At 67.8% G+C, this 19,170-nt stretch carries 17 protein-coding genes; 2 read left to right on the plus strand and 15 right to left on the minus strand.

The genetic code is table 11. The features are described from left to right. The 15 genes from rsfS to deoD form a co-directional block, all read right to left on the minus strand. Complete coding sequence (rsfS, locus tag BBH56_RS07275) at nt 1-354, minus strand: ribosome silencing factor (RefSeq protein WP_148122416.1); 354 nt, start codon at nt 352-354, stop codon at nt 1-3. Continuing rightward, nucleotides 347-1,051: a nicotinate-nucleotide adenylyltransferase gene (gene nadD, locus BBH56_RS07280; RefSeq protein WP_144347979.1), complete on the minus strand. Its 705-nt coding sequence runs from the start codon at nt 1,049-1,051 to the stop codon at nt 347-349. Before nadD ends, rsfS begins: the two co-directional genes overlap by 8 nt. Then, entirely contained in the window at nt 1,048-2,307 is a 1,260-nt protein-coding gene (locus BBH56_RS07285) for a glutamate-5-semialdehyde dehydrogenase (RefSeq protein ID WP_148122417.1), read from the minus strand. The genes nadD and BBH56_RS07285 overlap by 4 nt, the downstream gene beginning before the upstream one ends. After that, entirely contained in the window at nt 2,304-3,344 is a 1,041-nt protein-coding gene (gene holA / locus BBH56_RS07290) for a DNA polymerase III subunit delta (protein WP_069134080.1), read from the minus strand. Before holA ends, BBH56_RS07285 begins: the two co-directional genes overlap by 4 nt. Nucleotides 3,345-3,355: 11 nt before the next feature. Continuing rightward, entirely contained in the window at nt 3,356-3,856 is a 501-nt protein-coding gene (locus BBH56_RS07295) for an LPS-assembly lipoprotein LptE (protein ID WP_148122418.1), read from the minus strand. Further along, entirely contained in the window at nt 3,856-6,450 is a 2,595-nt protein-coding gene (leuS, locus tag BBH56_RS07300) for a leucine--tRNA ligase (protein WP_148122419.1), read from the minus strand. Before leuS ends, BBH56_RS07295 begins: the two co-directional genes overlap by 1 nt. 44 nt (nt 6,451-6,494) lie before the next feature. Beyond that, nucleotides 6,495-7,022 (minus strand): zinc ribbon-containing protein, encoded by a 528-nt coding sequence (locus BBH56_RS07305; RefSeq protein WP_069134077.1) that lies wholly within the window; start codon nt 7,020-7,022, stop codon nt 6,495-6,497. A gap of 66 nt (nt 7,023-7,088) precedes the next feature. Further along, the gene (gene lnt, locus BBH56_RS07310; RefSeq protein ID WP_148122420.1) at nt 7,089-8,558 is read right to left on the minus strand and encodes an apolipoprotein N-acyltransferase; all 1,470 of its coding nucleotides are present in this window, start codon (nt 8,556-8,558) and stop codon (nt 7,089-7,091) included. Continuing rightward, nucleotides 8,546-9,403: an HlyC/CorC family transporter gene (locus BBH56_RS07315; protein ID WP_069134076.1), complete on the minus strand. Its 858-nt coding sequence runs from the start codon at nt 9,401-9,403 to the stop codon at nt 8,546-8,548. Before BBH56_RS07315 ends, lnt begins: the two co-directional genes overlap by 13 nt. Continuing rightward, nucleotides 9,400-9,861 (minus strand): rRNA maturation RNase YbeY, encoded by a 462-nt coding sequence (gene ybeY, locus BBH56_RS07320; protein ID WP_148122421.1) that lies wholly within the window; start codon nt 9,859-9,861, stop codon nt 9,400-9,402. Before ybeY ends, BBH56_RS07315 begins: the two co-directional genes overlap by 4 nt. A gap of 6 nt (nt 9,862-9,867) precedes the next feature. Beyond that, nucleotides 9,868-10,884 (minus strand): PhoH family protein, encoded by a 1,017-nt coding sequence (locus BBH56_RS07325; RefSeq protein WP_235011849.1) that lies wholly within the window; start codon nt 10,882-10,884, stop codon nt 9,868-9,870. Next, nucleotides 10,881-12,251: a tRNA (N6-isopentenyl adenosine(37)-C2)-methylthiotransferase MiaB gene (gene miaB, locus BBH56_RS07330; RefSeq protein WP_144347973.1), complete on the minus strand. Its 1,371-nt coding sequence runs from the start codon at nt 12,249-12,251 to the stop codon at nt 10,881-10,883. Before miaB ends, BBH56_RS07325 begins: the two co-directional genes overlap by 4 nt. A gap of 12 nt (nt 12,252-12,263) precedes the next feature. Then, on the minus strand, nt 12,264-13,700 hold the full coding sequence (locus BBH56_RS07335; RefSeq protein ID WP_318262522.1) for a mannose-1-phosphate guanylyltransferase/mannose-6-phosphate isomerase: 1,437 nt from the start codon (nt 13,698-13,700) through the stop codon (nt 12,264-12,266). Then, nucleotides 13,697-15,052 carry a UDP-glucose dehydrogenase family protein gene (locus BBH56_RS07340; protein WP_148122422.1) on the minus strand — a complete coding sequence of 452 codons (1,356 nt, stop codon included), beginning with the start codon at nt 15,050-15,052 and terminating at the stop codon, nt 13,697-13,699. The genes BBH56_RS07335 and BBH56_RS07340 overlap by 4 nt, the downstream gene beginning before the upstream one ends. 18 nt (nt 15,053-15,070) lie before the next feature. Next, a complete protein-coding gene (deoD, locus tag BBH56_RS07345; RefSeq protein ID WP_069134072.1) occupies nt 15,071-15,784 on the minus strand; it encodes a purine-nucleoside phosphorylase in 714 nt (237 codons plus the stop codon). 146 nt (nt 15,785-15,930) lie between these two features. On the opposite strand from deoD, the gene BBH56_RS07350 reads away from it, so the two are divergent. Both BBH56_RS07350 and BBH56_RS07355 read left to right on the plus strand, forming a co-directional pair. Beyond that, on the plus strand, nt 15,931-16,530 hold the full coding sequence (locus BBH56_RS07350; RefSeq protein WP_148122423.1) for an HAD family hydrolase: 600 nt from the start codon (nt 15,931-15,933) through the stop codon (nt 16,528-16,530). A 1-nt stretch (nt 16,531) separates the two neighbouring features. Then, on the plus strand, nt 16,532-19,165 hold the full coding sequence (locus BBH56_RS07355) for an AMP-binding protein (RefSeq protein WP_148122424.1): 2,634 nt from the start codon (nt 16,532-16,534) through the stop codon (nt 19,163-19,165). Nucleotides 19,166-19,170: the final 5 nt, after the last annotated feature.

The following is a 19,170-nucleotide window of genomic DNA, read 5'->3' on the forward strand; positions in this document are numbered from 1 at the left end:
TCAGGCCTCCTGCCCGTCGCCCACCGTCCAGATGCGCTCGAGGCGATAGAAGTCGCGGACATCCTCAAGCATGACGTGGACCACCACGTCACCGAGATCCACCAGCACCCACTCGCTGTCGTCGAGGCCTTCAATACCGGCGGGCCGTTGCCCCTGCTCGCGGGCGGCATCGACCACCGCCTCGGCGATGGAGCGGACATGGCGACGCGAATTGCCGGTGGCAAAGGCCATGAAATCGGTGATCGGGGTGCGTCCACAGACGTCGATGACACGCGGATCCACCGCCTTGAGGTCATCGAGTGCGGTCACCACCCGATCACACAGCGACTGGGCCTGGACAGCGGGTTCAGACATGATGGGGGTTCAACCTCCCGGGCGACGACGCCCTTGATACTTGCGGATAACCATAGCATCCACTGGAAGCCAGTTCGTGCCAGACGACATCAGGCATCAGCCCCTGCGCCGAGCGACCCAGCGCCAGGCACCGGCGGATGCCGGTGGCGGAGATCTCGAGCCGGGATACCGCCTGAAACAGCACGCCGCCGGACGGCGAGCGTCGCAGCGCCGCCGGATCATGCATCCGCCGCGGCCGCATCCACTCGACAAGCGCCGGCGGCAGCGCTTCGGCATCGCCGCCGCGGGTCATGACCACGAGATGGGCCTGGCGGGTCAACGCCTCCCACTGATGCCATTGCATGAGCCCACGAAACGCATCGCGCCCCATGATAAAGCACAGCGGCCGGTGCCCGCCGAGCCGGCGGCGCAGACCGGCCAGCGTGTCGACGGTATAGGACGGGCCTGAGCGATCCAGCTCGCAGCGATCCACCGCCAGACCCGGGATACCGGCGACGGCGGTCTCCAACAGCCGCGCCCGGGCCTGAGCCCCCAGCCGCGGCTGGGGGCGATGCGGCGGGACATGACCGGGCACCAGCCGGATCTGTGACAGCCCCAGGGCCTCGAGCAGCTCGATGGCCGGACGCAGATGGCCATAGTGGACCGGATCGAAGGTGCCGCCCAGCACCGCCACCGGCGCCGCCTGCGGGTCACTCATTCGCGCACGTGTCCCTCGCCCAGGACGATGTACTTCTGTGTGGTCAGGCCCTCCAGGCCGACCGGCCCCCGGGCGTGGAGCTTGTCCGTGCTGATGCCGATCTCAGCGCCAAGCCCGTATTCGAAGCCGTCCGCGAACCGCGTCGAGGCGTTGACCATGACCGAGCTCGAATCCACTTCGCGGAGAAAGCGCTGGGCGCGGGCATGATCCCGGGTGACGATGGCGTCGGTATGCCCCGAGCCGTGCTGGTCGATGTGCTCGATGGCCGCATCAAGGCCATCCACCACGGCCACCGCCAGAATCGGCGCCAGATACTCGGCATCCCAGTCGGCCGGCTCGGCGGCGGTCAGGCCATCAACCAGCGCCCGACTCCGCTCGCAGCCGCGCAGCTCGACCCCATGGGCATCAAAGGCGGCCTTGAAGCGTGGCAGCAGCGAAGCCGCCACCGACGTATCCACCAGCAGCGTCTCGAGGGTGTTGCAGGTCCCGTAGCGCTGGGTCTTGGCGTTGACCACGACGCGCTCGGCCATGGCCGGATCGGCCTCCGCATCGACGTAGCAGTGGCAGACCCCGTCCAGGTGCTTGATCATGGGCACTGTCGCCTCGCGCATGATGCGCTCGATCAGCCCCTTGCCGCCGCGGGGCACCAGCACGTCAATGTATTCATCGAGGTTGATCATCGCTCCGACGGCCGCCCGGTCAGTGGTGCGGACCACCTGGACCGCGGTCTCGGGCAGCCCCGCATCGGCCAGCCCGGCGGCAATGCAGGCCGCAATGGCCTGGTTGGAGTGCAGCGCTTCGGAGCCGCCCCGAAGCACACAGGCGTTGCCCGACTTGAGGCAGAGCGCCGCGGCGTCAGCGGTCACGTTGGGCCGCGACTCGTAGATGATGCCGACCACACCCAGCGGCACGCGCATCCGGCCCACGCGGATACCGCTTGGCATGGGATCGAGGTGGCTGACCGCGCCCACCGGATCCGGCAGTGCGGCGATCTGCTCGAGGCCGTCGGCCATCGCATCGATGCGGGCGTCGGTCAGTGTCAACCGATCGAGCAGCGCGGCATCCAGGCCGTTCCCGCGCCCGGCGGCCAGGTCCTTTTCATTGGCGGTCTCGAGGGCCGCGCGGTCATCCCGCAACCGCTCGGCGATGGCCCGGAGCGCGGCATTGCGCGCGCCGGCCTCACTGGCGGCCAGACGACGGCTCGCGGCGCGGGCGGTCTGCCCGATCCCGCGCATGGTGGCGTTGATTTCACTCATCCGTTTTTCTCCCTGCGATCGGCGGTTGCGACGCCCCGCGCCACAACACTCGAGAGTTCCAGTAATTCATCCCAGGGCCGGCCTGACTCGGCCCCCTTTATGACACGATCCACCCGGGCCGCCCGGCTCAGCAAGCGCTCCCAGACGCCACGCGGCGTCCCGCGGGCGATGGTCTGCAGCCGGGGCTGGCGGTTCTTCCAGACCCGGTGGCGGGCCATCACCGCGGCCGCCCGCTCGCCCGCGGCCATTGAGGCCTGCAGATCGGCGAGCACACGGATGTCCCGGGCGACCCCCCAAAGCACCAGCACCGGCTCCTCACCCTCGCCGCGCAGCCGTGCGAGGATGCGCAGCGTACGCGCCGGATCGCCGGCCAGCATGGCCTCGGGCAGGTCAAAGACGGCAAACCGGGCACTGTCACTGATGGCCTCACTCGCCCATTCGGCATCCACTGCACGCCCGTCCGCCAGCAGCGCCAGTTTGTCGATCTCCTGCGCCAGCGCCAGCAGATTGCCCTCATTGCGCTCGGCAATCAGACCGGCCGTGGCGGTATCCAGATCCAGGTCCCGCTCGCGCGCCCGGCGTCGGGCCCAGCCGGTGAGCTCGTGGCGGCGCAGCGGCCAGGCGTAGCTCATGACACCGGCGCTGGCGATGGCCTTGGCCCATGCCGACTGACGCTGCGCGGTTTCGAGACGACCGGCGATCACGATCAGGATATGCCCGGGGTCGGGCGCGGCGGCTCGAGCCTTGAGCACGGCACTGCCATCACGACCCGGCTTGCCGCCGGGCAGTCGCAGTTCGATGAGCCGACGTTCGGTGAACAGCGAGAGATTATCGGCGGCGGTGGCCAGGCGGTTCCAGTCAAATCCGGCGTCGACGTGCAGAACCTCGCGCTCGTCGTAACCCTCGCCACGGGCCCGCTGGCGCAGCCGATCCAGGGCCTCTTCGATCAGTAGCGGCTCTTCGCCGGCGATCAGATAGACCGGCGCCAGCCCGCGGTCGATGCGCTGGGGCAACTCGTCGAAGCGGATCTCCGGCATGACCGCCCGGCCTAGAGCCGCCGACCCACCCGCGAGAGCAGCAGCTGGAGGGCGTCGTCGCGCAGGTCGCGGCGCAGATCCTCCTCCTCGGCATCGCGCCCCTGCAGATTGCCCGGGTCTGCCGGGTAACTGGCCGAGGTGCGCACGGTCTGGCTTGAGAAGGTTGCCTGATCGGGCCCGGCCCTGCCGCCGGCCCTGAGACTGAAGCGGATTTGATAGCGCAGCTCGTACTCACTGGCGAAGCCGTCCGCATCGGTTGCCACCGTGCGTCGCCGGCTCGAGGCCTCGAGGATTTCAATGACCACCCGGGCATCGGCGGCCTGCTCCACCACCGTGGCGTCAAGGCCGCGCAGGCGCTCGGCAAGCCGGTTGCTGAAGCGATTGTCGATGGATCCGCCGATCGCCACGGGCACGCCCTCGAAACCGCCCCCACCCGCGCCGCGCAGCTGCCAGCCGCAGGCACCCACCACCAGCGCCAGCGCCACGGCCAGAGCGAGCCGTCCGACCGCCATCAGGGCGCGACCACGTTGACCAGACGACCGGGCACGACAACCACCTTGCGCACGGTGCGGTCGTCGATGAATCGCCGGACATGCTCGTCGGCCAGGGCCTGCTCGCGGATGGTCGCCTCGGCCGCGTCCGCCGCCACCGCAATCCGGCTGCGCAGCTTGCCGTTGACCTGTACCACCAGCTCGACCTCATCGCGGCGCAGGGCCGCCTCATCGACGGCGGGCCAGGGCTGATCCACCGCCGCCCCCGCCCGGCCAAGCGCCGTCCACAGGCCATGGCTGAGGTGCGGGGTGATGGGCTGGAGCATGAGAACCACCGCCTCGAGGGCCTCCTGACGCACGCCGCGGGCCACCGGCCCGGTGCCGGCATAGCGACCCAGGGCATTGCACAGCTCCATGATCGCCGCGATGGCGGTATTGAAGGTGTAACGACGGCCGATGTCGTCGCCCACCTTGGCGATGGTCTCATGCAGCTTACGCCGCAATGCCACGGCCTCGTCATCCAGCCCCTCGGTCACCCGGTCGGCGGGACACGGCCCGGCGCTGACATGGTCATGCACCAGCCCATAGAGGCGGCGCAGGAACCGCGATGCCCCCTCGACCCCGCTGTCCTGCCATTCCAGCGCCTGATCCGGCGGCGCGGCAAACATCGTGAAAAGCCGCAGGGTATCGGCCCCGAACCGCGTCACGAGGGTTTCCGGGTCCTCGCCGTTATTCTTTGACTTGGACATGGTGGTCCAGCCCGTGGCCACCAGCTCGGCGCCGTCACTGCGACGCGTGGCACGCACGATGCGGCCCTTGCCGTCACGCTCGGTCTCGACATCGGCCGGCGCCACCCACTCGCGGCCGCCGGCGTCGCTGTCGTGATAGAAGGCTTCAGCCAGCACCATGCCCTGACAGAGCAGGTTCGTGGCGGGCTCATCGCTGCTGATATAGCCCAGATCGCGCATGAGCTTGTGCCAGAAGCGGAAGTACAGCAGATGCATCACGGCATGCTCGATGCCGCCGATGTACTGATCCACCGGCAGCCAGTGGTCGGCGCGCTCGTCGAGCATGGCATCGGCGTCGGGGCTGCAGTAGCGGGCGTAATACCAGGAGGACTCGACGAAGGTATCGAAGGTGTCGGTCTCGCGCTCAGCCCCGCCGCCACAGCGCGGGCAGGCCACCCGGCGCCAGGCCTCGTCCGTGCGCAGCGGTGACTGCACGCCGCTGAAGGTGACATTCTCGGGCAGCGTCACCGGCAGATCCTCATCGGGGACCGGCACCGCGCCGCAGTCCGGGCAATGGATCACCGGGATCGGGCAGCCCCAGTAACGCTGCCGCGAGACGCCCCAGTCGCGCAGCCGGTAATTGGTGGTGCGCCGGCCGATGCCTTCCGCCTCGAGATGGCGGGCAATCGCATCGAACGCCGTTGCGAAGTCCATCCCCGTGAACGGGCCGGCGTTGACCGTGACCAGGTGCTCCTTCGCGGTCCACGGCTCAGCCTCGACATCGACGGCCGTGCCATCCGCCGGGCCCACCGCCTGACGGATGGGCAGACCGAAGCGGGTCGCAAACTCGTGGTCGCGGGCATCGTGCCCCGGCACCGCCATGATCGCGCCGGTGCCGTATCCCATGAGCACAAAATTGGCGACCCATACCGGAATGCGTTCACCGGAAAGCGGATTGATCGCCTCGACACCCAGGGGCATGCCCTTTTTCTCGAGCTTTTCCATGGCCTCCTCGGTGACCGCGCCCTGACGGATCTCGTCGAGGAATGCCGCCACCGTGGCATCCTGCCGGCCGGCCTCGACGGCCAGCGGGTGGTCAGCCGCCACGGCCATGTAGGTGGCGGCATAGAGCGTGTCCGGCCGGGTCGTATAGACCCGCAGGGGCTCGCCACCGCGGGCCAGGGCAAAGTCGAGCTCGATGCCCTGTGAGCGGCCGATCCAGTTGCGCTGCATGGTCTTGACCGCATCCGGCCAGCCCGGCAGGGCATCCAGCCCGTCCAGCAACTCATCGGCATAGTCGGTGATGCGCAGAAACCACTGCGGGATCTCACGGCGCTCGACCTTCGCGCCCGAGCGCCAGCCGCGTCCCTCGACCACCTGCTCGTTGGCGAGGACGGTCTGATCCACCGGATCCCAGTTGACCACCGCGCTCGCCCGATACACCAGGCCCCGCTCGAGCAGACGGGTGAACATCTGCTGCTCCCAGCGGTAATACGACGGCGAACAGGTGGTGACCTCGCGGCTCCAGTCGTAGCCATAGCCCATGCGCTGCAACTGGCGGCGCATGTGGTCAATGTTCTGATACGTCCACTCCGCCGGCGGCACGCCGCGCTTGATGGCGGCGTTCTCCGCCGGCAGGCCGAAGGCATCCCAACCCATCGGCTGCAGGACATTGCGGCCCTGCATGCGCTGATAGCGACTGATGACATCGCCGATGGTGTAATTGCGGACATGGCCCATGTGCAGCCGTCCACTCGGGTACGGCAGCATCGACAGGCAATAAAAGGATTCGCGCTCGGGGTCTTCGGTGACCCGAAAGCAGCCCTGGTCGTCCCAGTAGGCCTGCGCGTCAGTCTCTAAACGGGCGGGGTCGTATTGCTTTTCCATGGGGCGAGAGGATACCCCGGCGCCGGGCGTGATTGCACCTGCCGTCAGCCCGTCGTCTGGCGCGCGGCCCGCTCGAAACGGCTGCCGTGGCACTTGGGACACGGCGGGATATGACCAGTGCGCTTGAAGTGCAGGACCTCGCCACAGTCACGGCAGACCAGGGTGCCCGGACCGGTGACCTCGCCGGTGTGATAGCGGGCCGCCGCCTGAAGCTGCCGATTCAGGGCCTGCCACTGCAGCCGGGTCTGATCGGCCACCGACGAAAAGCGATCCCAGATCCAGTTCTCCACCAGCTGCAGGTCCATATGCAGCCAGTCGGCGTAGGTGCCCCGGGCCCTGCCGACGTACTCGGCGGCGTCCTCAAGGTCGCGCTGCAGCCACTCGGCCACGCGGTCGGCCTCCTCCCGGGTCAGTTCGCCCAGGGCCACACTGCGCTCGCGGGCGGCGTCCAGCGCCTCGTGAAAGCCTTTTTCCACGGCGTCGCCGGTGCTCTCCAGGCGCTCGCGAACACGCTCAAGCATGCGCTCATAACCGTGGACTTCGTGATCCCGCGGTTGCTCGTTGTCAGTCATTGCCCTCACTCCTCGGTGGCGTTCTGCGTGCAGTCTAACGGCTTCGCCGGGGTAACGGCGAATCACCTATCGCCGGCGCCGGCGCAGCAGCAGCCCGCCCATGCCGGCGAGAACCAGCCCCACCAGCGGCCAGTCGCCGGCGCGCCCATAGGGTGTGGTGCCCTGATAGGGCTGAACCGTGGCCGTCAGGACCGCCGCCTCGAACAGCGGCCCCATCCGGCGCAGCCCGCCATCCGCACCGATGATCGCGGACACCCCGGTGTTGGTGGCGCGGATCATTTCACGCCCGGTCTCAAGGGCGCGCATCCGCGCCATCTGCAGGTGCTGCCAGGGAGCGCTCGAGTGGCCGAACCAGGCATCGTTGCTGACGTTGAGCAACAGATCGGCGGCAGGCAGGGCCGCGGCCACCTCGGCCCCGAAGGTGACCTCATAGCAGATGCTCACGCCCAGCTCGTGGCCGGCGGCGGTCAGCGGCGCCGCCGAGCGCCCGGCAGTGAAATCGCCCAGCGGCGTGCCGACAAAATCCAGAATGCCGCCCGCGATATCGCGAAACGGCACATATTCACCGAATGGCACCAGATGGCGCTTGAAGTAGTAACGCGGGGGCTCGCCGGCCACCACGACGGCGTTGTAACGTCGGTCGCCCCGGGCCACCGGTGCGCCCAGAACCAGCTCGCTGCCGGCCGCCCGCGCCTCCCGGGCCAGTGGATCGAGCCACTGCCGTGCCTGACGATAGAACACCGGCAGGGCGGTTTCGGGCCAGATGATCAGGTCATCACCCAGCCGGGCGCGGCTCATCTGCAGATACTCGCGCAGAATCGCCCCGCGCTCATCCGGATCCCATTTACGGGCCTGATCGATGTTGCCCTGCAGGATCGACACGCTGAGGGGGGCGTCGACGGGCCGCGTCCACTCATCATCCAGCGCCCAGGCGGCCGCCGCGATCAGCGCGACCGCCCCCAGGGCCAGACCGGCCCGCTGAGGTCGCGGCGAGACAATGGCATCAGCCAGCACGCCGGCGATGAGCACGACCGCCAGACTCACCCCATAAACCCCTGCCACCGGGGCCAGCGCCGCCAGGGGGGTGTCGATCTGGGTGTAACCCACGCTCAGCCAGGTGGCGCCGGTGGCCAGCCAACTGCGCACCCACTCGATCGCCACCCACACCAGGGGAAGCGCCAGCAGCCGGGTGCGGCGGCGATCGCCCGCGCCCAGCCACCAGCCGCCGGCCAGCGCCAGCGTGGGGATGAGCGCGAACAGCGCCACCAGAACCCCCGTGGCCACGCCGCCCGCCAGCGGCCCACCCCCGTAGTCGGCGATGCTGTGATAGATCCAGTACACACCGCTGCCGGCATAGCCGAGGCCGAAGGCGTAGGCGGTGGCGAGCACGGCCCGCAGCGAGGACAGCACCGAGACGGCGGCGAAGATCGCGGCCAGCGTGACGAACGGGGTCCAGATCCAGTCGAACGGTGCGAAGCCCAGCGACAGAAGGCCGCCCGCCGCCAGCGCCAGCGGCAGACGGATCAGTCGCGACATGCCGGCTGCGGGGTCACCATCAGCAGGTGCAGTCGACGACTGTCGGCCCGCACCACATCAAAGCGCAGATCTTCGAGGACCAGGTGCTCGCCACGTCGCGGAACGCGGCCGAAGCCGTTGGCCACGACCCCACCAATGGTGTCGAACTCCTCATCGCTGAATGCCGTGCCGAAATGATCATTGAAGGTCTCAATGGGCGTCAGCGCCTTGACCACGGTCTGGCCATCGTCGGTGCGGTTGAGAATCCAGGCGTCGTCATCCAGGTCGTGCTCGTCATCGATCTCGCCGACGATCTGTTCGATGACATCCTCGATGGTCACGATCCCGGCCAGACCGCCGTATTCATCGACCACGATCGCCAGGTGATTGCGGCTTTCCTGAAAGAGCTTGAGCAGGGCGTCAAGGCGTTTGCTCTCGGGCACGAACAGCGCCGGGCGCAGCAGTTCGCGGAGCTGGAACTCGCGCTGATGCTGGGGATCGAGATAGGGCAGCAGATCCTTGGCGATGAGGATGCCGATGACGTCATCGCGGTTATCGCCGGTGACCGGAAAGCGCGAGTGGCCACTCTCGATGATCGCCGGCAGCAGGTCCCAGACCGATTCCGAGCGGCGCAGCAACGAGACCTTGGAGCGCGGGATCATCACATCGCGCACCTGCAGCTCGGCGACATGCAGCACGCCTTCGCACATCGACAGCGCATCGGCGTCGAGGATGCCATGCTGGTGGGCGGCGCGGAGCGTTTCGACCACGTCGTCGCGGCTCTGGGGGTCCTGACCGCCCAGGGCCCTGCCGATGCGCATGAGCCAGGTTTTCTGTCCGACCGGCGCGGACGATCCGTCGCTCATGCCGGGGTCAGCTCTGATTGATAGGGGTCGTCGTAACCCAGCTGCGCCATGATGCCGCGCTCTTCCGCCTCCATGGTATCCGCCTCTACGCTATCCATGTGATCGAAGCCTAGCAAGTGAAGCACGCCGTGGACGGTGAGATGCGCCCAGTGTGCCGATGCCGTCTTGCCCTGGGCGTCGGCCTCGCGCCGGACGACCGGCGCGCAGATCACCAGATCCCCCAGCAGGGGTAGCTCGACGCCCTCGGGCAGGTCGGCGGGAAACGACAGGACGTTGGTGGGCCGGTCGTGGCCGCGGTAATCCCGGTTGAGGGCCTGGCTCTCGGGCTCGTCCACCAGCCGGACCGCCATTTCCCAGTCCTCGCGGCGGCCGGCCAGCACCGCGGCTATCCAACGCTCGAAGTCACCGGTCCCGGGCACCGATTCGTCGGTGACACACTGCAGATCAAGATGGCGCATGACGGGTCAGTCGTTGCTTGAATCGTCGGTATGGCGATCGTAGGCGCGCACGATGCGCTGCACCAGATCGTGGCGGACGACATCGCGGGCGTTGAAGAAGGTGAAACTGACCCCCTCGACCTCATGGAGCACGTCCACGGCATCCCGCAGCCCCGAGGTCTTGCCGGCGGGCAGGTCGATCTGGGTGACATCGCCGGTGACCACGGCGGTGGAGCCAAAGCCGAGGCGCGTGAGGAACATCTTCATCTGCTCGACCGTGGTGTTCTGCGCCTCGTCGAGGATGATGAACGCGCCGTTCAGCGTCCGCCCGCGCATATAGGCCAGCGGCGCGACCTCGATGACGTTGCGCTCGATCAGCTTATTGACCCGCTCAAAGCCGAGCATTTCGAACAGCGCGTCATACAGCGGCCGCAGATAGGGATCCACCTTCTGCGCCAGATCGCCGGGCAGGAACCCCAGTCGCTCGCCCGCCTCGACCGCCGGGCGGACCAGCACCAGCCGCTCGACCCGGTCCTGCTGCAGCGCTTCCACCGCGCAGGCCACGGCCAGATAGGTCTTGCCGGTGCCCGCCGGTCCGATCCCAAAGGTCAGATCGCAGCGCTGAATGGCGGCCAGATAGCCGCGCTGATTGGGGCCGCGCCCCCGGATCAGCCCCTTGCGGGTGGGGATGGAGACATCGTCATCCACGGGCCCATCAGGGGTCGGCTGATCACCGGCTGCCGCCGGCGGGGTGTCTTCGGCCTCCGCCTCGGCGCTGCGCAGCTGCAGGTGCACATGCTCGGCGCCAATGGACTCACGGGGTGTCTGACGATAGAGCGCCCGCACCACATCCCGGGCCACATCAGTGGCCGCCTCGTCGCCGATGATGCGAAAGCGATGGCCGCGGTTCTCGATCTCCACACCCAGACGGCGTTCGAGCTGACGCAGATTTTCATCGAACTGCCCGCAGAGATTGGCCAACCGGTCGTTGTCCGCCGGTGTCAGGGTAAAGTCCACTGCCTCGGCCGTGCCTCGCCCGATCAAGCTGACTCCACCGCGGCCAGATCCGGTTCAAGCTGCGTGTCGATATCCACCAGCTCGCCGCGCAGCGAATGGGCCAGTGCCTCGGTGATGCGCACCTGGACGAAGCGGCCGATCAGCCGCGGATTGCCCGGGAAGTTGACCACCCGGTTGTTCTGCGTGCGGCCCTTGATCTCGTTGGAATCCTTGCGCGAAAGACCATCCACCAGCACCGACTCGACCCGCCCGACCATGGCTTCGCTGATCGCCCGGGCATTCTCGTCAAGGCGTGCCTGCAGGCGCTTGAGCCGTGCCTTCTTGGCTTCCGGCGGGGTGGCATCGGGCAATTGCGCGGCGGGTGTTCCCGGGCGCCGCGAGAAAATGAAACTGAACGACTGGTCGAACCCGACCTGCTCGACCAGATCCATGGTGTCTTCAAAATCGCGATCCATCTCGCCGGGGAAGCCGATGATGAAATCCGACGACAGGGTGATGTCGGGGCGCGCGGCCCGCAGCCGCGTCACCAGATCGAGGAAGTGATCACGGCCGTGATTGCGCTTCATCAGCGCCAGGACATTATCGGAGCCGCTCTGGACCGGCAGATGCAGATGATTGACCAGCTCCGGGACCTCGGCATAGGCATCCACCAGCGCCTGGTTGAAGTCGAGCGGATGCGAGGTGGTGAAACGGATGCGATCGATGCCGTCGATGGCGGCGATGTAATGGATCAGCAGCGCCAGGTCCGCGGCCTCGCCCATGGGACCCTCGGCCGCATAGCCATTGACGTTCTGCCCCAGCAGAGTGACCTCGCGCACCCCCTGCTCGGCCAGCTCGGCGCATTCCGCGAGCACGTCGTCGAACGGGCGGCTGATCTCCTCGCCGCGGGTGTAGGGCACCACGCAGAAACTGCAGTACTTGCTGCAGCCCTCCATGATCGAGACAAAGGCCGTGGGACCCTCCGCCCGGGCCTCGGGCAGCCGGTCGAACTTCTCGATTTCGGGGAAGCTGACATCCACCACCGCCCGTCGACTCTCGCGGGCCCGAGTGACCATGTCCGGCAGGCGATGAAGGGTCTGCGGACCGAACACCATGTCGACGTAGGGCGCACGCTCGACGATGGCGGCCCCCTCCTGACTGGCGACACATCCGCCCACGCCGATCAGCAGATCCGGGTGGTCGTCTTTCAGTGCCCGCCAGCGCCCAAGCTCGGAGAACACCTTCTCCTGGGCCTTCTCGCGGATCGAACAGGTATTCAGCAGGATCACATCCGCCTCTTCCGGCGTCCTGACCCGCTCATAATCGCCTTCGGCCGCCAGCACATCCACCATCTTGATGGAATCGTACTCGTTCATCTGGCAGCCGTGAGTCCGCACGTATACTCGTTGTGTCATGGGGGCAGAATACTAGCGCCCATACCGATCCTCAATGCGCACGATGTCGTCCTCGCCCAGATAGCTGCCGGACTGCACTTCCACCAGCTCGAGCGGGATCATGCCGGGGTTCTCCAACCGGTGGACGGTCCCCAGCGGGATGTAAGTGGACTGATCCTCGCCCAGCAGGAACTCCTCATCACCGCGGGTCACACGGGCTGTGCCCTGAACGACCACCCAGTGCTCGGCGCGGTGGTGATGCATCTGCAGCGACAGCCGCGAGCCGGGATGGACGATGATGCGCTTGACCTGAAAGCGCGCCGCCCGCACCAACCCCTCGTAGCTGCCCCAGGGACGGTGGACCTCACGATGTTCGAGCGCCTCGGACCGACCATCCGCCCGCAGCTGCTCGACAATGCCCTTGACCGCATGCACCTGGCCGCGCGGCGCCACCAGCACTGAGTCGGCGGTCTCGACCACCACATGGTCCTCGAGTCCGACGGTGGCGACCAGCCGGCTTTCGGCCCGCACGTAATTGTTGTGGCTGTCACGGGCCAGGACATCCCCCATCAGGGCGTTACCGGCCGCATCCCGCTCGGCGGCCTCCATCAGCGTCGCCCACGAGCCCAGATCACTCCAGCCGGCATCCAGCGCCAGCGTGACGGCCGCGTCAGTGGGCTCCATGACCGCATAGTCGATGGACTCGGCCGGACAGCGCTCGAAGGCGGCCGCGTCCAGGCGGACAAAATCCATGTCCTGCTCGGCCCCGGCCACCGCCGCCTCGCAGGCCTCGAGAATGGCCGGGGCGTGGGTCCGGAGGGCCTGCAGATAGGCCGACGCGCGCATGACGAACATGCCCGAGTTCCAGTAGAACCGTCCGCTGTCGAGGTAGGCCCGCGCGGTCTCGGCATCGGGCTTTTCGACGAATTGGCGCACGGCGCGGGCCGGGCCGCCCCCCACGGTCTCGCCGGCCTCGATGTAGCCATAGCCCGTCTCAGGTCGGTGGGGGACCACGCCAAAGGTCACCAGCCCGCCGGCATGGGCGGCCTCGATGGCCTGGGTCACCGCCTCACGCAGGTGGGCCGGCTGCGCCACCAGGTGGTCCGCCGGAAACACCGCGAGAATGGCATCGTCACTGGCCTGCAGGGCCTGCAGCGCGGCCACGGCCACCGCGGGCGCGGTATTGCGGCCCACCGGCTCGAGCAGGATACGGGCGGTGCCCAGCGGGCTGTCACGCAGCTGCTCGGCCACGAGAAAGCGATGCGCCTGGTTGCAGACCACCATGGGCGCGGCCAGCCCCGGCAGATCGACCAGCCGCTCCAGGGTCTGCTGGACCAGTGTCCGACCACCGGCGGCGACATCCAGGAACTGCTTGGGATAGGCCTCGCGCGACAGCGGCCAGAGCCGCGAACCGACGCCGCCCGACAGGATGACCGGATGGACCGGCAGTGGGGTTGTCCGATCACTCACGCCAATTCTCCTGCGTTTCCGGGGACCACCGGCGGACGCCCGATGGCGTAGTAATGAAATCCGAGCCCCGCCAGCACCGCCGGATCGTAGAGATTCCGGCCGTCGACGATCACCGGCTCGTTCAGGCGGGCGCGGATGAGATCAAAATCCGGGCTCCGGAACTGATTCCACTCGGTCAGGATGACCAATGCGTCGCAGCCCTCCAGCACCGCTTCGGGGCTGTCGCAGAGCGTGAAACCCGGGCGGTCGCCGTACAGCCGCCGCGCCTCGTCCATGGCCTTGGGGTCGAAGGCCTGCACCGCGGCGCCGGCCTCCCACAAGGACTCCATCAGGCGACGGCTGGCGGCCTCGCGCATGTCATCGGTGTTGGGCTTGAAGGCAAGCCCCCAGAGCGCGAAGCGGCGCCCGGCCAGATCGCCACCGAAATGCTCGCGCAGGCGATTGAACAGGTAGTGCTTCTGACGATCATTGACCTCTTCCACCGCCTGCAGCAACTGCGGGACATAATCGACGTCATGGGCCGTCCGGGCCAGCGCCTGCACATCCTTGGGAAAGCACGATCCACCGTATCCGGCGCCGGGGTAGATGAAGTGATAGCCGATCCGGGGATCGGCGCCGATACCGATCCGCACGCGCTCGATATCCGCCCCGACCCGGTCGGCGATGTTGGCGAGCTCGTTCATGAAGCTGATCTTGGTGGCGAGCATCGCGTTGGCGGCGTACTTGGTCAGCTCGGCGGAGCGCACATCCATGCTGATCAGGCGGTCGTGGTTGCGGTTGAACGGCGCGTAGAGGCTGTGCAGCTTCTCCCGCGCCACCGCATCATCGCAGCCGACGATGACCCGCTCGGGCTTCATGAAGTCGTCGATGGCCGCGCCTTCCTTCAGGAACTCGGGGTTCGAGACCACCGCGTACGGCACCCGGGCGCCGCGCTCGCGCAGGCGACGGTCCACCGCCTCGCGGACCCGATCCGCCGTGCCCACCGGGACCGTCGACTTATCGACAATCACCCGCTCGTCATCCATCCACGTCGCGATGGTGTCGGCCACGGACAGCACATGCCGCAGATCGGCCGAGCCATCCTCATCCGGCGGCGTCCCCACCGCAATGAACTGGAACTCACCGTGCTGCACCGCCGCCTGGGCGTCGGTGGTGAACTGCAGCCGTCCCTCGGCGCGGTTGCGCGCCACCATCGACTCAAGCCCCGGCTCGTAGATGGGCATTTCACCGCGGTTGAGCTGCTCGATCTTATCGGCATTGACGTCCACGCAGATGACATCATTGCCCACCTCGGCAAAGCAGGCGCCGGTCACAAGCCCCACATAGCCGGTCCCGAAAATACTGACTCGCATCCCTGCCCTCCGCTGGCGTCAGTGCGCGTTGGCGGCGGCTTCCAGCGCCACCTGCATCATTTCGTGAAAACTGTTCTGGCGCTCATCGGCGCTGGTCGATGTGCCGCTCACGACATGATCGCTGACCGTGAGCACGCTGACCGCCCGTTTGCCGGTCTCGGCGGCCACGCCGTAGAGCCCGGCCGCTTCCATCTCCACGGCCAGAATGCCGTGGGCCTTCAGCGTGTCGAAGAAATTGGCGCGCGGATTGTAGAAAAGCTCCGAAGAAAAGACATTGCCCACCTGCGGGGCAATGCCCGCCTTGCGGGCCGCGTTGACGGTGGCCTCGAGCAGGCCGTAATCGGCGATGGCGGCGAAGTCGTCGCCGGCGAGCCGGGTGCGGTTGACGCTCGAGTCGGTGGACGCGCCCATCGCCACGATGATGTCGCGCACCTTGACCGTCGGGCTGATCCCGCCGCAGGTCCCCACACGGATGATCTTCTCGACGTTGTACTGGGTGTAGAGCTCGAAGGCGTAGATCGACATCGAGGGGATCCCCATGCCCGAGCCCATGACCGACACCGGCGTGTCGCCATAGCGGCCGGTGAACCCGAGCATATTGCGGGTGTCGGTCACCGTCTTCACGTCTTCGAGGTAATGGTCGGCAATCACTTTTGCCCGCAGGGGGTCGCCCGGCATGAGGACGGTTTCGGCAAAGTCGCCCGGTTCGGCACTGATGTGCGGGGTTGCCATGGCATGTGCTCCTTTGGCTCGGCGTCGATCTGAAAGCCTCCAGACTTTACCCACCCGGCGCCGCGCTGACCAGCCGTGGCCATGGCGAATGTACATTCGCACCAGAGTGCCGGCAGAATGCCCGTTCCATTCGCAGGGAAACCGTCATGACCCAACCCCGCCCGCTGGCGCTGTTCGACCTGGATGGCACACTGACCCGACGCGATACGCTGAGTGATCTGCTCTATCACCAGTTCGGCCTGGGTCGCTGCCTGCGCGCCGGCATCAGCCTGGCCCCGCCACTGCTTGGCGTGCCGCTGGGCGTGGTGCATCGCGACCGGGCCAAGGTCGACCTGCTGCGGCACTTTTTTGCGGGAATGACCGACGAGGCGTTCCAGGCGCTGGGCCGGGATTATGCGCTCAACCATCTGGACCGCCTGCTCCGGCCCCAGGCCCGGCAGCGGCTGAACTGGCATCGCCAGGCCGGGCATCGCGTCATCGTCATCTCGGCGTCGGTCCGCGAGTGGATCCAGCCGTGGACGGATTCGCTGGGCATCGAACTGCTCGCCACCGAGCTCGAGCGCCGCAACGGCCGCCTCACCGGCGAACTGGACGGTCCCAACTGCCGCGGGGCCGAGAAAGTCGTGCGCCTGCAGTCACTGCTCGACCCGGCCGATTACCATCCCATCCATGCCTATGGCGATACCGATGGCGACACCGAGATGCTGGCCCTCGCCGATCATGCCGTTTACCGGGGACTGCGCTGAGATGGACGGCAACGCCGAAGGCCTGACGATCCCCGCCCTCATCCGGGCGACACCGGGGACGGCACAACAGCCCGCGGTAATCGCCTACACCGCCACCGGGCCGGTATCCGTTGACTACGATCGCCTTCTGGCCATGGCTGAGGCCCATGCGCGGAGCCTGGGGGACGCCGGACTGGGCCGCGGCGACCGGGTTCTGATCCAGGCCCCCAACAGCATCGAGTGGATCGTCATCGCCCTCGCCACGCTGATCCACGGTGCGGTACTGGTGCCGGTGGATGCCCAGATGAGCCACGATGACCTGGCCCATGTGATCACCGACGCCGATCCCGCGCGGATCTACATCACCCGGGCCCTACGCCCCGCGCTGCCGGATTCCCCCACCGCCGCGCCCATCATCGAGCTCGATTCGCTGGACCTGACGGTGCCCGATGATGCCCCGACGGCGCCGGCGCCGCGGGACGAGCCCGCCGCCGGGGATACCGCCACGCTGTTCTACACCTCGGGCACCACCGGGCCGCCGAAGGGGGTGCCGCTCACCCACGCCAACCTGGTCAGTAATGTCCGTGCCCTGCTTGAGGCCCGTATCGCCGGGTCGGCCGATCGGGTGCTGCTGCCCCTGCCCCTGCACCATGTCTATCCGTTCAGCGTGGGGCTGCTGACGGTGCTCGGCGTTGGCGCGACGCTGATCCTGCCACGATCCCTGGTGGGCCCGCGTATTGCCGAGGCGCTGCGGGCGGGCCGGGCGACCATCCTGCTGGGTGTGCCGCGGCTCTACGAAGCGCTGTGGAGTCGACTCGAGGAACGCCTCGGCGGTCGGCGGCCCTGGCGGCAGCGGCTCTTTCATGCCGCCGTCGGGTTGAGCGAGCGGCTCCAGTCACGGCTTGGCTGGCCGTTGGGGCGCTGGCTGTTCCGACCGGTGATGAAGCGTCTGGCGCCAGCATTACGCCTGGCCGTGAATGGCGGTGCGGCCCTCGATCCGGTCATCGCCCGACGCCTGCAGGGGCTGGGCTGGACCCTGGCGAGCGGCTATGGGCTGACCGAAACAGCGCCGATCCTGACCCTCAACGCCCCGGGAGAGGCGCGCCTCGAGACCGCCGGTCGGCCCCTGCCCGGCGTGTCACTGCGCATTGTCGACGGCGAGGTACGCGCCCGTGGCCCCAACGTCTTCGCCGGTTACTGGCATGGCGCCGTGAGCAATGCCGAGAGCTTTGACGCCGAGGGCTGGTTCCGCACCGGGGATGGCGGCCGGATTGACAGCGATGGCTACCTGCACCTCAGCGGGCGACTGTCGTCCACCCTGGTGCTGACGGGCGGCGAGAACATCGACCCCGAGCGCATCGAGCGGGTATTGAACGCACAACCAGCCATCCGCGAGGCGGGTGTGCTGACACACGACGGCCGGCTCGCCGCGGTGATCGTTGCCGCCGACACGGATGATCGCGAGGAGACACGGCAGGCACGGATCGATGCGGCGCTGCGGGCGGCCCGCACTGATCTGCCCGCCCATCATGCGATCGGCGAGGTCCGCCTGAGTGCCGATCCCCTGCCCCGGACCCGCCTCGGCAAGCTGCGCCGTCCCCACCTGGCGCGCCTTTTCGAGCGTCTCGGTGGCGATCAGCCAGAGATACGCCAGACGCCCATCGACACTGAGGCCATGGCACCCGAAGACCAGGCGCTGCTCGCCGATGAAGCCGCGCTGGCAACCTGGCGATACCTGGCCGGCCGCTTCGCGAACCGGCGCCTGACCCCGGACAGCCGACTCCATCAGGATCTGGGACTCGACTCGCTGGGATGGATGGACCTGGGACTGGCGCTGCGTGATCAGGTCGGTATCGAACTCGATGATGCCGCGATTGGCCGGGTGGAAACCGTTCGCGACCTCCTCCAGGAAGTGATCCACGCCGATCCAGCGGCACTCGCCGCCGAGGGACAGGCACCGGCAACCCTGACCAAGCAGCTGGCCGACCCCGAGGCGCTGCTCGATGAATCATCAACCCGCCTGCTCACACCCCGCGGTCCACTACGCTACGCCACGGCCCGGCTGGCCCTGGGCGCCTGCCGGCAGCTCAATCGACGCTTCGCCCGGATCGAGGTGGAAGGGGAATGGCCGCAGGACGGCCCATTCCTGATCACCCCGCGGCATGTCAGCGCCTATGACCCCATCGCCCTCACCGAGAACCTGACCCGCCGGCAGATGGAGCCGTTGTTCTGGGCGGGGTGGACCGGGCTGCTGTTCTCATCGGCCCTGCGCCGCACTTTTAGCCATGTCGCCCGGATTCTGCCGATCGACCCCGGTGCGGCACCACAGCGCAGCCTGGCCCTGGCGGCGGCGGCACTGCAACGCGGTCACTCCCTGGTGTGGTTCCCGGAAGGGCAACGCGGGACGGACGAAGCCCTGCAGCCCCTGCGGCCGGGCATCGGCCTGCTCTTGGCCGCGCATCCCGTCCCCGTCGTGCCCGTGTGGATTGAGGGGACGGAGACAGTGCTACCCGTCGGCCAGCTGATCCCGAGTCACGGGGTGATTCGGATCCGGATCGGCGAGCCGCTCCATCCTGAGCAGTATGGCAGCGACAGCCGGGCGATCGTCGCGTCGGTCAGCGAAGCGCTGACGGCGCTCGGTGAGCAATCGCAATAGCGATC

The sequence above is a fragment of the Spiribacter roseus genome (genome assembly GCF_002813635.1).
GTDB lineage: Bacteria > Pseudomonadota > Gammaproteobacteria > Nitrococcales > Nitrococcaceae > Spiribacter > Spiribacter roseus.

Coding starts and splice junctions, on each gene's coding strand:
- rsfS (WP_148122416.1), bottom strand. CDS start 354: ATGTCTGAACCCGCTGTCCAGGCCCAGTCGCTGTGTGATCGGGTGGTG.
- nadD (WP_144347979.1), bottom strand. CDS start 1,051: ATGAGTGACCCGCAGGCGGCGCCGGTGGCGGTGCTGGGCGGCACCTTC.
- BBH56_RS07285 (WP_148122417.1), bottom strand. CDS start 2,307: ATGAGTGAAATCAACGCCACCATGCGCGGGATCGGGCAGACCGCCCGC.
- holA (WP_069134080.1), bottom strand. CDS start 3,344: ATGCCGGAGATCCGCTTCGACGAGTTGCCCCAGCGCATCGACCGCGGG.
- BBH56_RS07295 (WP_148122418.1), bottom strand. CDS start 3,856: ATGGCGGTCGGACGGCTCGCTCTGGCCGTGGCGCTGGCGCTGGTGGTG.
- leuS (WP_148122419.1), bottom strand. CDS start 6,450: ATGGAAAAGCAATACGACCCCGCCCGTTTAGAGACTGACGCGCAGGCC.
- BBH56_RS07305 (WP_069134077.1), bottom strand. CDS start 7,022: ATGACTGACAACGAGCAACCGCGGGATCACGAAGTCCACGGTTATGAG.
- lnt (WP_148122420.1), bottom strand. CDS start 8,558: ATGTCGCGACTGATCCGTCTGCCGCTGGCGCTGGCGGCGGGCGGCCTT.
- BBH56_RS07315 (WP_069134076.1), bottom strand. CDS start 9,403: ATGAGCGACGGATCGTCCGCGCCGGTCGGACAGAAAACCTGGCTCATG.
- ybeY (WP_148122421.1), bottom strand. CDS start 9,861: ATGCGCCATCTTGATCTGCAGTGTGTCACCGACGAATCGGTGCCCGGG.
- miaB (WP_144347973.1), bottom strand. CDS start 12,251: ATGACACAACGAGTATACGTGCGGACTCACGGCTGCCAGATGAACGAG.
- BBH56_RS07340 (WP_148122422.1), bottom strand. CDS start 15,052: ATGCGAGTCAGTATTTTCGGGACCGGCTATGTGGGGCTTGTGACCGGC.
- deoD (WP_069134072.1), bottom strand. CDS start 15,784: ATGGCAACCCCGCACATCAGTGCCGAACCGGGCGACTTTGCCGAAACC.
- BBH56_RS07350 (WP_148122423.1), top strand. CDS start 15,931: ATGACCCAACCCCGCCCGCTGGCGCTGTTCGACCTGGATGGCACACTG.
- BBH56_RS07355 (WP_148122424.1), top strand. CDS start 16,532: ATGGACGGCAACGCCGAAGGCCTGACGATCCCCGCCCTCATCCGGGCG.